The sequence below is a fragment of the Mesorhizobium sp. M0701 genome, from assembly GCF_040320365.1.
Lineage (GTDB): Bacteria > Pseudomonadota > Alphaproteobacteria > Rhizobiales > Rhizobiaceae > Mesorhizobium.
The window spans coordinates 44,862-56,682 of sequence record NZ_JAMYPO010000045.1 but is presented as its reverse complement, the minus strand read 5'-3'; the positions used below and the strand labels follow the sequence as shown (position 1 = coordinate 56,682).

Genomic DNA, 11,821 nt, shown 5'->3' with positions numbered 1-11,821 from the left:
GGCCTCCACTCCAGCCAGCATCTTGAATCACAAAACCGACTGATCCGGAATCCCCTTCGATTCCGTCAAATCAGGAACCGCTCTAGCGTTGAGATCGGGGCTCAGCACGATGGTAGTCCGGCTGGCGCGGTGTTTGCCGGCAATACTCTCCCAGATGGCCCATAATTTCGGGGCTGATTCCCGAGTAATCCCGTCCACCTTGCTGGGTCGAAAACCGGCGAACAATGTCCCGATCAACAGAACCATGCCCAGCATCGCAGCTGGGATCGCAACAACGCCAGCCGCGATGACGGCGAGCGGATGCCGGTCGAGAAACCAGAACCATAAGACTGTTGGGCAGAACAGCGGCAGAGCGAAAAGCAGGACGGCAAACCTGCCGAAGCGCGCTCCCATGTAGAAGACCAGGCGCGACATCAACCCCTCACAGCGGAATGTTGTCGTGCTTCTTCCAGGGGTTTTGCATATCCTTGTTGCGCAGCATCCTGAGCGCGCGGGCGATGCGGCGGCGGGTTGAATGCGGCATGATCACCTCGTCGACATAGCCACGCTCGGCGGCAACGAAGGGCGACAGGAAGCGATCTTCGTAAGCCTTTGTGTGTGCTGCAATTTTCTCCGCGTCGCCGATGTCCTTGCGATAGATGATCTCGACCGCGCCCCTGGCCCCCATCACCGCAATCTGCGCCGTTGGCCAGGCATAGTTCATGTCACCGCGCAAATGCTTTGACGCCATGACGTCATAGGCGCCGCCATAGGCCTTTCTGGTGATGACGGTGATCTTTGGCACGGTCGCTTCGGCATAGGCGAACAGAAGCTTGGCGCCGTGCTTGATCAACCCGCCATATTCCTGCGCGGTGCGGGGCCGTACGCCGGGCACGTCGACGAAGGTGACGATCGGGATCGAGAAGCAGTCGCAGAAGCGCACGAAACGAGCCGCCTTGCGGCTGGCATCCGAATCGAGCACGCCGGCCAGCACCATCGGCTGGTTGGCGACGAAGCCGACGCTGCGGCCCTCGATACGGCCGAAGCCGGTGACGATGTTTTTCGCAAAATTCTGCTGGATCTCGAAGAAGTCACCCTCGTCGGCAACTTTAAGGATCAACTCTTTGATGTCGTAGGGTTTGTTGGCATTGTCGGGGATCAGCCTGTCGAGCGACAGATCGTGATCGGTGACCGACTGGTAGCATTCGATCTCGGGAATTTCCGCCGTGTTGGAAGCGGGCAGCAGATCGACCAGCCGGCGCATCTGCAGCAGCGCCTCGACGTCATTGTCGTAGGCTCCGTCGGCGATCGAGGACTTCGTCGTGTGGATAGAAGCGCCGCCGAGGCTTTCGGCGGTGACCGTCTCGTTGGTTACGGTCTTCACCACATCCGGCCCGGTGACGAACATGTAGGAGGTTTCGCGAACCATGAAGATGAAGTCAGTCATCGCCGGCGAATAGACATCGCCGCCGGCGCAGGGGCCCATGATCAGTGAAATCTGCGGGATGACGCCGGAGGCCAGTACATTGCGCTGGAAGATCTCGGCATAGCCGCCGAGCGCCGCCACGCCTTCCTGGATGCGGGCGCCGCCGGCGTCGTAAAGGCCGATGATCGGCGCGCGATTGCGCAGCGCCATCTCCTGGACCTTGACCACCTTTTCGGCATGCGCCTCGGACAGCGAGCCGCCGAACACGGTGAAATCCTTGGCGAAAAGATAGACCGGGCGACCGTTGACGGTGCCCCAGCCCGTAACGACGCCGTCGCCGGCGATCTTGGTTTTCTCCATGCCGAAATCGGTCGAGCGGTGCTCGACATACATGTCGAACTCCTCGAACGAGCCCTCGTCGAGAAAGACGTCTATGCGTTCGCGGGCGGTCAGCTTGCCCTTCTTGTGCTGGGCGTCGATGCGGGCCTGGCCGCCGCCCATGCGGGCGATCTCGCGGCGGCGCTCGAGTTCCTTCAGCACGTCCTTCATGACCGGTCCCCGAAACGGAAAGCTGCATTGTGGTAATCATGCCCGCGAGAGAGCGCAAGCGCCGCTTCCTCATGGCTTTTGCTGCGCTGCAGCATCGGGCCCCTTGCATTTCGATGGGAACTGGGCCATATGCGGCGGCATAGGCGCTTGGGCCGGGATAATCCGGCCTTCTCGACGAATGAGACTGGTTGCGTCTGTTTTCCCTCTTCCCGACAGATCGGCAAGGCGGCGAAAAAGCCCCGTGGCATGATGCCTGCGGGCACGACAGCGCAGCCGTGCGGACGATAATGTCCGCCCGCCTTGTCGTTTCATGACAATTTTCGACGGCAGGTTGCGCCCTGCCGCCCATTGATGTTTGCGGCCAGGAGCCGCATGAAAGAAGAATATTTTGACCAATGAAAACACTTTGACCGGTAAGGACACTGGGGAACTGAACGGTTTCGCCGCACTTGGAATTACCGGCGCACTGCTCAAGGCCACCAATGCCGCCGGCTTTACCGATCCGAAGCCGATCCAGGCCCAGGCGATCCCGCCGCAGCTCGAAGGCCGCGACATTTTCGGCATCGCCCAGACCGGCTCGGGCAAGACGGCGGCGTTCGCGCTGCCGATCCTGTCGAAGATCATCGCACTTGGCACCAAGCGCCGGCCGAAGACGGCCCGCGCGCTGATCCTGGCGCCGACACGTGAACTCGCGGTGCAGATCGAGGAGATGATCAAGCTGCTCGCCAAGGGCGCGCATGTATCGACCGCGCTCGTGCTGGGCGGCGTCTCGCGCTTCAGCCAGGTGAAGAAGGTTGCGCCCGGCGTCGACATCCTGATCGCAACGCCCGGTCGGCTGACCGACCTTGTGCGTGAAGGCGACCTGATGCTTGCCGACACCAAATGGCTGGTGCTCGACGAAGGCGACCGCATGCTCGACATGGGCTTCATCAACGACGTGAAGCGCATCGCCAGGGCAACGGCGCCGGACCGTCAGACGGTGCTGTTCTCGGCGACTATGCCGGCCGAGATCGCCGAACTGGCGAAAGGCCTGCTGAAGAACCCGATCCGCGTCGAAGTCGCTCCTCACAGCACCGCGGCAGCCGAAATCGTGCAGGGTGTCGTCTTTGCCCGCACCAAGCAGAAGCGCCAGGTGCTGGCCAACATGCTTGCCGGTGAGGCGATGAAGTCCGTCATCATCTTCTCGCGCACCAAGCATGGCGCCGACAGGGTGACCAAGGATCTCGAGCGCGACGGCTTCAAGGCCGCTGTCATCCACGGCAACAAGTCGCAGAATGCCCGTCAGAAGGCACTCAACGATTTCCGTGAGGGTTCGGTGCGCATTCTCGTGGCGACCGACATTGCGGCACGCGGCATCGACGTGCCCGGCATCAGCCATGTGGTGAATTTCGACCTGCCGGACGAGGCGGAGAGCTATGTCCACCGGATCGGCCGCACCGGCCGCAACGGCATGGACGGCATCGCCATCACACTCTGCGACCCGTCTGAAAACAGCAAGCTGCGTCAGGTCGAGCGCATCATCCGCACCAAGCTGCCGATCGTTGCCGACCATCTCGGCAGCCCCGATCCGCAGCGCAATCCCGCCGAGAAGAACGAGCGCAGCTTCGAACCGGCCAATGATCGCAACGACCACAATGGCCGTCGCGACGGCAGGCGGCCCAGCGGCGCAAACAACGGCTTCGGCAAGAAGCGGTTCGGCGACAAGCCGGCCTTTGCGGGCGAGCGCAAGCCGGAAGGCGCCAAGCCCTTCAAGGGCAATAACAAGCGCCGCTTCGGCGGCAAGCGGCCAGCAGCGCGGGCCGCATAATCTGACCGTGTTGCGGTCGGCCAAGCCTGGCTTGGTCACACACGATTGAAGAGGGCGACCGGAGCGATGCTTCGGTCGCCCTCTTGCTTGGGGGCCTTTGGGTCACCTTACCACCGCCTCGATCGACACGACGATCCGCTGCGCGAGGAAAGCCGTGGTCGATGCGACAGCGCGTCGCCGGCAATGACGTGGTTGTCCGGGTCGCCGGTATCGTCGACCGGCACCAATTCATGTGCGGCGCCCCAGCGACCCGCAAACACGATCGCTCGCCCATCACCGATCCTACTCGACTGGCGGCTTGCGGTCGAAATTCAATGGCCGCGCATTCCAGCGGGTGACCGTGCTGATCACCCATCGGCAGAACGGCCTCGGCAGCATCCTGAGCAACTTCAGCGTCCAACTCAGGCGGCGTGGGAAAGTGACTTCGAAGCCGCCGTATTCGATGCCTTGCGCGATGCGGCGCGAGGCCAGATTGACCGGCATCAAGCCCGGCATCGGCAGGAAGTTCTTTTCGGTCAGCCGCGTGTCGACAAAGCCCGGATTAATCACCTGGATGCGGACGTTCATCTTGTCGAAATCGTATTTCAGCGACTCGGCCAGGATATTGACCGCCGCCTTGGTGCCGCCATAGGCGGCGGTGGTGGGCCAGCCGAAATAGGCGGTAACCGAACCGATCAGCACGACATGGCCGCGCGAGCGCACGCGCATGCGTTCGATGACTGGCAGCAGGCCATTGATGATGCCAAAATAATTGACTTCGAAAGACCGACGGAAATTGCGCGCCACAAGATCCTCGCCCGGCGTTGCGATATAGCTTCCAGCGTTGAACACTGCCAACACGATCGGACCGAGATCTTTCTCGATCGCTGCAACCGTCTTCGCCATGCGTTTTTCGTCGGTCACGTCGCAAGGATAGGCTGCGACACGGCCCGCCATCTGCGCCGTTTCGACGATGAGAGTATCGATCGGATGGTCATCTGGCGCAGTCACCGCGACGACATAGCCCCGAGCGGCAAGATCCTTGGCCAGCGAACGGCCGATACCGCTGCTGCCGCCCGTAATCCAGGCGACGCCATGCTTCGGATTGGCCCGATAGAGTGTCATGTTGCGCCCCGCCGGCTCTTCTTAGCCTGTGCTCTACCGGTGAAGAAATCGAATGAAAAGAGTGCTTTTCGGTACATGGTTGAAATGAATACCGGTAGGGCGCTCCTGGCTGCAGGAATTGCAGTGTGCGAAATGCGACTGGACCAGGCAAATTCTTGCCTTGAAACCGAAGCTTCGGGTTTCTAGGGTTTCGCCGCACCCACAAAGGAATCTCCATGCCCCGTTCTGTGATCGACGTGATCGGCAACACGCCCCTGATCCGCCTCAACAAGGCCTCGGAAGCAACCGGCTGCGAGATCCTGGGCAAGGCCGAATTCATGAATCCCGGGCAGTCGGTAAAGGACCGCGCCGGCCTGTTTATCATCCGCGATGCGGAGCAGCGCGGGCTGCTGCGGCCCGGCGGCGTCATCGTCGAGGGGACGGCCGGAAATACCGGCATCGGATTGACACTGGTTGCCAAGGCGCTCGGCTACCGCACGGTGATCGTCATTCCCGACACCCAGAGCCAGGAGAAGAAGGATACAATCAAACTGCTCGGCGCCGAGCTGATCGAAGTGCCCGCCGTGCCTTACAAGAACCCGAACAACTACGTGAAGCTGTCGGGCCGGCTGGCCGAGCAGATGGCGAAGAGCGAGCCGAATGGCGCGATCTGGGCCAACCAGTTCGACAATGTCGCCAACCGTGACGGCCATATCCGCACCACGGCCGAAGAAATCTGGAACCAGACCGACGGTAAGGTGGATGGTTTCGTGTCGGCGGTCGGTTCCGGCGGCACTCTGGCAGGCGTCGGTTTCGGGCTGAAGGCCAAAAACAACCAGGTCAAGATCGCGCTGGCCGATCCGCTGGGGGCAGCGCTCTATTCCTTCTACACCAGCGGCGAGCTGAAATCCGAGGGCAGTTCGATCACCGAAGGCATCGGGCAGGGGCGGATCACCGCCAACCTCCAAGGCTTTACACCCGATTTTGCCTTCCAGATCCCCGACGAGGACGCGCTGCCGATCGTATTCGACCTGATCCAGGAGGAGGGGCTTTGCGTTGGCGGTTCGACGGGCATCAACATTGCCGGCGCCATTCGCCTGGCGCGCGAGCTAGGCCCCGGCCACACCATCGTGACCATGCTTTGCGACTACGGCACGCGCTACCAGTCGAAGCTGTTCAATCCTGAATTCCTGCGCGAAAAGAAGCTGCCGGTGCCGGGCTGGATGGAGCAACAGAGCACGATTTCGGTACCGTTCGAAAGGGTTGCGTGATGGCGCACAAGACCGAAGCGCTGTTTCGTGACGACGCCTATCTGGGGACGGCCGACGCCACCGTCGTCGCAGTCAATGATCGCGGCGGCATCATTCTGGACCGGACGGTGTTTTACGCCACATCGGGCGGGCAGCCGGGCGACACCGGCAGCCTCGAACGCGCCGACGGCACCGGCATAGCGATTGCCGCTACGATCACCGGCGAAACCAAGGACGAGATCATCCATGTGCCGGCGCCGGAGCAGGCAGTTCCAAAGGTGGGCGAGCGCATGAGGCTCGCCATCGACTGGCCGCGGCGGCAGTTGCTGATGCGCATGCATTCTGCCTGCCACCTGCTTACCGTCGTCTGTCCGTTCCCGATCACCGGCGCCGCGGTTTCCGAGGACGACAGCCGTATCGATTTCGACATCCCGGACGCCGGCTTTACCAAGGAAGACGTGACGGCCAGACTGATGGAGCTGGTGCGAGCCGACCACCCGATCTTCACCCGGCTCATTTCCGACGAGGAACTGGCATCCAATCCGGGCTTGGTGAAATCCAAGAATGTGCGGCCCCCGGCCGGCACGGGAAGGATCCGATTGGTCTGCATCGGCGAGAACGCTTCGATCGACAGCCAGCCTTGCGGCGGCACCCATGTAAAGAGCACCAGCGAAATCGGCGAGATCCATATCGGCAAGATCGAGAAGAAGGGCCGCGAGAACCGGCGCTTCCGCATTCGCTTTGGTCCTATGCCGCCAGCCTGATATAGGACTGCGACGGACGGGACAGGAGAGAAAAGATGGCCGACGACAGTCCTTTCACCATCGATGCCGATTGGTTACAGAAGCGGCTCGGCGAACCCGGCCTGACGATTGTCGACGCGTCCTGGTATCTGCCGGCGCAAAAGCGTGACGCGCGCGCCGAGTACGACGTAGCGCATATTCCAGGCGCCCGCTTCCTCGACCAGGATGCGGTTTCGGACCCCGACGCGGCTCTGCCGCACACGCTGCCGTCGCCGCAGCATTTCGCGCAATATGTCGGCGCGATGGGTATTTCGGCCGATGACACGATTGTTGTCTATGACGGGCCAGGGTTCTTTTCTGCACCGCGCGCCTGGTGGTTGTTTCGCGTCATGGGCGTGTTCCAGGTCTATATACTCGACGGCGGCTTCGATCGTTGGAAAGCCGCCGGACGGCCGGTGACTGCGGAGCCGACGAAGATCGCGCCTTGCGTGTTTTATGCCAACTTCCATGCCGCCCGCGTCGCCAGCCTTGCCGACATGCGCCGGATCGTCGAGACGGGGGAGAGCCAGATCGCCGACGCGCGCTCGCCTGGCCGTTTTGCCGGCACCGAGCCGGAGCCGCGCCCCGGCATCCGCTCCGGCCATATGCCGGGCGCGCACAACGTGCCGTTTTCGGCGCTTTCGGAAAACGGCGAATTGTTGCCGAAGGACAGGCTGCGCAAAGTGATCGAAGGAGCCGGCATCGACCTGTCGAAGCCGGTCGTCACCTCCTGCGGGTCGGGCGTCACCGCGGCAGCCGTCACGCTAGCTTTGGAGACGCTTGGCCATGCCGACAACAGGCTTTATGACGGTTCATGGACCGAATGGGGCGGGCTTTCCGACACGCCTGTCGTGACGGGCAAGGACTGACGGTGATGGAAGACGGATCGCTGGAAGACATCGATGTCACCGTGACGTTTCTCGAAATGCATGTGCCGCCTGCCTATTCGCCGCCGCTGCCGTACAACCGCCAGATCGCGCTGCTCAAGACCAAAGACATTCCCCTGCATTTCTACCGCTATTTGATGGATCGGGTCGGCCGCAAATGGCACTGGGTCAATGTTTTGAGGCTGAGCGACGAGGAGCTTGCGGCGGGCATCCACCGCGAGGACCGCGACATCAGGGTGCTTTATCTGGATGGTGCGCCGGCCGGCTTCTTCGACCTCAAGCCGCATTTGCCGGAGGAAGTGGAACTCGCTTATTTCGGAATGATGGAGCACGCGACCGGGCAAGGCATCGGCCGCTGGTTCCTCGGTGCGGCAATCGCCGCAGCCTGGTCGCACGGGCCAAAGCGGGTGACGGTGCAGACCTGCACCCTCGATCACCCAGCAGCACTGCCGCTCTATCAAAAACTCGGCTTTACGCCAGTGGCGCAAAAAAAGGAGGTCGTACATCCGATGTCTTTTGCCGAGCGCGCGGCCAGCGTCATGCGGCCCTGATTTTCAGGCCCGTTCATCCGAGCTTCAGCTTGTCTTTGCAATGTCCCAGAGTCTCTGGATCAACACTCAAAGGCGAGCCCGACTTGAATGAGCTTGGCTCTTTCCATATCGCTATCGTCTAAAAACCGATGGGTGATGGAGGATCGCACGATGGCAATACGCGTGGTAATGGCCGGCGCGACCGGCTGGGTCGGCAAAGCGCTGGTTCCGGCGATCGGGGCGCAAGGCGACATGGCGCTGGCCGGGGCTGTATCACGCAGCGGCGCGGGGCAGGATACCGGTCTGCTGGTTGGTATGCCGGCTAATGGTATTGCCGTTTCGGCCTCGCTGGCCGAGGCGCTGGAGGCGCCGTCGGACGTGCTGGTCGACTTCACCAAGCCGCATGTCGTGAAAGACCATGTGCTGCTCGCCATCGACAACGGACGGCACACGGTGATCGGCACGTCGGGACTGGGAGCTGCCGACTATGCCGAGATCGACGCCGCGGCGCGCGCCAATGGCGTCGGCGTTGTTGCCGCTGGCAACTTTTCCATCACCGCCACGCTGATGAAGCGGTTTGCACTTATGGCGGCAAAATACGTGCCGGATGTCGAGGTCATCGATTATGCTAGTGCAAAGAAGCCCGACGCGCCCTCCGGAACCGCACGAGAGCTTGCTGAAGCGCTGGCCGACATCCGCAAGGCCTCAACGGCAAAGCCGGTCTCCGAGGTCTCCGGCGTGCCGGCCACACGCGGTGGTGCGGTCGGCGCAGGCGAGGGGGTGCAAGTGCACGCGCTTCGCCTGCCGTCCTACATCCTGTCCTGCGAGGCGCTGTTCGGTCTGCCAGACGAGCGGCTGACCATACGCCACGACGCCGGCTCGTCCGCGGCGCCTTACGTGGCGGGCACGCTGCTCGCCATCAGACGGGTACAGCAGGTCAAAGGTCTGGTTCGTGGTCTCGACGCGCTGATGGATTGATCCATTTCGGCAGGAATCGGGTGGGAAGCTCTGTCTTGCGAGCATAATTTCCGGTCAACGACACCGGAGATTTTGCCATGACGCTAAAATTCAAAGCCTTGCCAACCAATGCTGTCCGGGCACTTCAGCGCGGCGGGCCGGATGCTTATGGCTTGAAGCCAGAGCGGCAAATTTCGGATGGCGACGGCGTGCCTTGCCGTCATTGCTTGAAAAATATTGCTGTGGGAGAAGCCTATCTTGTTTTGGCCTATCGGCCTTTTCCGGAGCTGCAGCCTTATGCCGAAACGGGGCCGATCTTTCTGCATGCGAAAGAATGCGAACGCGCCGCCGAGGGGAAAATGCTTCCCGAAATGCTCGAAAGCAGCGATTACATTGTGCGCGGTTATGGCAAGGACGACCGCATCGTTTACGGCAGCGGCGGCGTCATTCCGACCGACGCCATTGCCGCACGGGCAGAGACGTTGTTCGAACGCGACGACATCGCTTACGTCCACATCCGCTCGGCGCGCAACAATTGCTATCAGTGCCGGATCGACCGCGCGTAACCGGACAGGCTGCACCGGCTTGGGGCTGTCGTACTCCCGTCGCATACAAGCGGTAGAAACACACTGTCGATCGATTTGCCGACCGCGGATGAACCGGCGGGAATTTTCGACAACCGAGGAAGCGGGGCTTTGGCTCCGCTTTTTTGTTGTCCGGTTATTCCGCGCGCCCGACACTTTTCAGTCTTTCGACATAAGAAAGAACCCGTCGGACGAATCCGACGGGCACTGGAGAGGCAGATTCGGACAGCTCAGGCGGCGAGAACGGCCTTCGGCTCGACCAGCTCGTAACCGAGCGCGTCGGCCACTGCGCGATTCGTGATCTTGCCCTTGTGGACGTTCAGCCCGTTGCGCAGATGGTGGTCGTCTACCAGCGCCTTGAGGCCCCTGTCGGCGAGCTGCAGGCCATAATGCAGCGTCGCATTATTGAGCGCGTGGGCCGAGGTGACCGGCACCGCACCCGGCATGTTGGCGACGCAATAGTGGATGACGCCGTCGACCTCATAGGTCGGCTCGGCATGGGTGGTGGCGTGCGAGGTCTCGAAGCAGCCGCCCTGGTCGATGGCGACGTCGACCAGCACGGCGCCTTTCTTCATGCCCGACAGCATTTCGCGCGTCACCAGCTTGGGCGCTGCTGCCCCTGGGATCAGCACGGCGCCGACGACGATGTCAGCCGAAAAACATTCTTCCTCCAGCGCCTCGACGGTCGAGTAGCGGGTGTGGACGCGGCCGCCAAAGATGTCGTCGAGCTGACGCAGGCGCGGGATCGAGCGGTCAATGATGGTGACGTCGGCGCCAAGGCCGGCGGCCATCCGTGCAGCATGCAGGCCGACTACGCCGCCGCCGAGCACGGTTACCTTGCCGGGGAGCACGCCGGGCACGCCGCCAAGCAGCACGCCGCGGCCGCCATTGGCCTTTTGCAGCGCCGTTGCGCCCGCCTGGATCGACAGGCGGCCGGCAACTTCCGACATCGGCGCCAAGAGCGGCAGGCCGCCGCGCTCGTCGGTGACGGTCTCGTAAGCTATTGCGGTCACGCCGGAGGCCAGCAGACCCTTGGTCTGCTCCGGATCCGGAGCAAGATGCAGATAGGTATAGAGGATCTGGCCGTCGCGGAGCTGAGCCCATTCGTTGGGCTGCGGCTCCTTGACCTTCACGATCATGTCAGACTTGGCAAAAACGTCGGCGGCCGTTTTGGCAATCGTGGCGCCGGCGGCACGATACGCGTTGTCGTCGGCGCCGATGCCGGCGCCGGCGCCGGTCTCGACCAGCACTTCATGGCCATGCGCGACATATTCACGGACCGAACCCGGTGTCAGGCCGACGCGGTATTCATGGTTCTTGATTTCCCGGGGGCAACCGACGCGCATCTTTTTTCTCCTGATCCGGCCCTTTGGGGCTCGTTCCCTGTCTAGAGATAGTGAACCACGAATCGTTCGGTAAGTGTTTGCGAATGCGCTTGCCAGAGAGGCCACTGTTCGATAATCGTTGCGCAAAACACTAGAATTCTCGCAGGAACCCGCAAAAATGCCGCTCGACAGGATTGATATCGCCATTCTCGAGACGTTGCAGAAAGACGGGCGAATACCCAACGCTGCGCTCGCCGAGAAGGTTGGCCTGTCGCAGTCGGCCTGTTCGCGGCGGCTGGACAATCTGGAGAAATCCGGAACCATCCGCGGCTATCACGCACGGCTGTCCAACGCTGCACTTGGGCACCAGATGACGGCGATCGTGCATATATCGCTGTCCGGGCAATTCGAGAAGACGCTGTCGGATTTCGAGGCAGCGATAAAGCGCTGCCCGAACGTCCTGTCCTGCCATTTGATGTCGGGCGAATATGACTACATCCTGCGCATCGCGGCAAAGGATCTCGTCGACTACGAACGCATCCACAAGGAGTGGCTGTCGGCAATGCCGCATGTGACGAAGATCAATTCGTCTTTTGCCTTGCGCGAAATCGTCGATCGCACGGCTGTGGGAATGAAGCCTGAACTCGCCTAGGCCCCGAACT

General features: G+C 61.9%; 12 protein-coding genes and 1 pseudogene. 8 read left to right on the top strand and 5 right to left on the bottom strand.

The features are described 5' to 3' along the window. Positions 1-27: 27 nt before the first annotated feature. Positions 28-414, bottom strand: a complete 387-nt coding sequence (locus NKI24_RS29575; protein ID WP_352750115.1) for a hypothetical protein — start codon at positions 412-414, stop codon at positions 28-30. Between the two features lie 7 nt (positions 415-421). After that, positions 422-1,954 (bottom strand): acyl-CoA carboxylase subunit beta, encoded by a 1,533-nt coding sequence (locus NKI24_RS29570; RefSeq protein WP_352750114.1) that lies wholly within the window; start codon positions 1,952-1,954, stop codon positions 422-424. Positions 1,955-2,342: 388 nt separating this feature from the next. On the opposite strand from NKI24_RS29570, the gene NKI24_RS29565 reads away from it, so the two are divergent. Further along, complete coding sequence (locus NKI24_RS29565; RefSeq protein WP_352448957.1) at positions 2,343-3,761, top strand: DEAD/DEAH box helicase; 1,419 nt, start codon at positions 2,343-2,345, stop codon at positions 3,759-3,761. A gap of 102 nt (positions 3,762-3,863) precedes the next feature. On the opposite strand, the pseudogene NKI24_RS29560 reads toward NKI24_RS29565, so the two are convergent. Both NKI24_RS29560 and NKI24_RS29555 read right to left on the bottom strand, forming a co-directional pair. After that, positions 3,864-4,015, bottom strand: a pseudogene (locus NKI24_RS29560) (alpha/beta hydrolase); the annotation flags it as partial. A gap of 28 nt (positions 4,016-4,043) precedes the next feature. Continuing rightward, positions 4,044-4,865 (bottom strand): SDR family oxidoreductase, encoded by an 822-nt coding sequence (locus NKI24_RS29555; RefSeq protein WP_352457508.1) that lies wholly within the window; start codon positions 4,863-4,865, stop codon positions 4,044-4,046. Positions 4,866-5,080: 215 nt separating this feature from the next. On the opposite strand from NKI24_RS29555, the gene NKI24_RS29550 reads away from it, so the two are divergent. From NKI24_RS29550 to NKI24_RS29525, 6 genes are all read left to right on the top strand, one after another. After that, on the top strand, positions 5,081-6,115 hold the full coding sequence (locus tag NKI24_RS29550) for a cysteine synthase A (RefSeq protein WP_023675106.1): 1,035 nt from the start codon (positions 5,081-5,083) through the stop codon (positions 6,113-6,115). After that, on the top strand, positions 6,115-6,858 hold the full coding sequence (locus NKI24_RS29545) for an alanyl-tRNA editing protein (protein ID WP_023675105.1): 744 nt from the start codon (positions 6,115-6,117) through the stop codon (positions 6,856-6,858). The genes NKI24_RS29550 and NKI24_RS29545 overlap by 1 nt, the downstream gene beginning before the upstream one ends. A 35-nt stretch (positions 6,859-6,893) precedes the next feature. Then, on the top strand, positions 6,894-7,745 hold the full coding sequence (gene sseA / locus NKI24_RS29540) for a 3-mercaptopyruvate sulfurtransferase (RefSeq protein WP_352750113.1): 852 nt from the start codon (positions 6,894-6,896) through the stop codon (positions 7,743-7,745). 5 nt (positions 7,746-7,750) lie between these two features. Continuing rightward, positions 7,751-8,314, top strand: coding sequence for a GNAT family N-acetyltransferase (locus NKI24_RS29535; RefSeq protein WP_352448953.1), 564 nt, complete (start codon positions 7,751-7,753; stop codon positions 8,312-8,314). 150 nt (positions 8,315-8,464) lie between these two features. Beyond that, the gene (gene dapB / locus NKI24_RS29530; RefSeq protein ID WP_352750112.1) at positions 8,465-9,271 is read left to right on the top strand and encodes a 4-hydroxy-tetrahydrodipicolinate reductase; all 807 of its coding nucleotides are present in this window, start codon (positions 8,465-8,467) and stop codon (positions 9,269-9,271) included. A 77-nt stretch (positions 9,272-9,348) separates the two neighbouring features. Further along, positions 9,349-9,816 (top strand): DUF1203 domain-containing protein, encoded by a 468-nt coding sequence (locus tag NKI24_RS29525; RefSeq protein WP_352457506.1) that lies wholly within the window; start codon positions 9,349-9,351, stop codon positions 9,814-9,816. A gap of 248 nt (positions 9,817-10,064) precedes the next feature. Here NKI24_RS29525 and ald read toward each other — a convergent pair whose 3' ends face one another. After that, positions 10,065-11,180 (bottom strand): alanine dehydrogenase, encoded by a 1,116-nt coding sequence (gene ald / locus NKI24_RS29520; RefSeq protein ID WP_352705491.1) that lies wholly within the window; start codon positions 11,178-11,180, stop codon positions 10,065-10,067. A 157-nt stretch (positions 11,181-11,337) separates the two neighbouring features. Here ald and NKI24_RS29515 point away from each other — a divergent pair, with 157 nt between their 5' ends. Further along, positions 11,338-11,811, top strand: a complete 474-nt coding sequence (locus NKI24_RS29515; protein WP_023675099.1) for an Lrp/AsnC family transcriptional regulator — start codon at positions 11,338-11,340, stop codon at positions 11,809-11,811. Positions 11,812-11,821: the final 10 nt, after the last annotated feature.

Bases quoted from the DNA above. Each gene is read 5' to 3' on its own strand.
- NKI24_RS29550 (WP_023675106.1), top strand. From the start codon at position 5,081: ATGCCCCGTTCTGTGATCGACGTGATCGGCAACACGCCCCTGATCCGC.
- NKI24_RS29575 (WP_352750115.1), bottom strand. From the start codon at position 414: ATGTCGCGCCTGGTCTTCTACATGGGAGCGCGCTTCGGCAGGTTTGCC.
- NKI24_RS29570 (WP_352750114.1), bottom strand. From the start codon at position 1,954: ATGAAGGACGTGCTGAAGGAACTCGAGCGCCGCCGCGAGATCGCCCGC.
- NKI24_RS29555 (WP_352457508.1), bottom strand. From the start codon at position 4,865: ATGACACTCTATCGGGCCAATCCGAAGCATGGCGTCGCCTGGATTACG.
- NKI24_RS29515 (WP_023675099.1), top strand. From the start codon at position 11,338: ATGCCGCTCGACAGGATTGATATCGCCATTCTCGAGACGTTGCAGAAA.
- sseA (WP_352750113.1), top strand. From the start codon at position 6,894: ATGGCCGACGACAGTCCTTTCACCATCGATGCCGATTGGTTACAGAAG.
- NKI24_RS29525 (WP_352457506.1), top strand. From the start codon at position 9,349: ATGACGCTAAAATTCAAAGCCTTGCCAACCAATGCTGTCCGGGCACTT.
- NKI24_RS29535 (WP_352448953.1), top strand. From the start codon at position 7,751: ATGGAAGACGGATCGCTGGAAGACATCGATGTCACCGTGACGTTTCTC.
- ald (WP_352705491.1), bottom strand. From the start codon at position 11,180: ATGCGCGTCGGTTGCCCCCGGGAAATCAAGAACCATGAATACCGCGTC.
- NKI24_RS29545 (WP_023675105.1), top strand. From the start codon at position 6,115: ATGGCGCACAAGACCGAAGCGCTGTTTCGTGACGACGCCTATCTGGGG.
- dapB (WP_352750112.1), top strand. From the start codon at position 8,465: ATGGCAATACGCGTGGTAATGGCCGGCGCGACCGGCTGGGTCGGCAAA.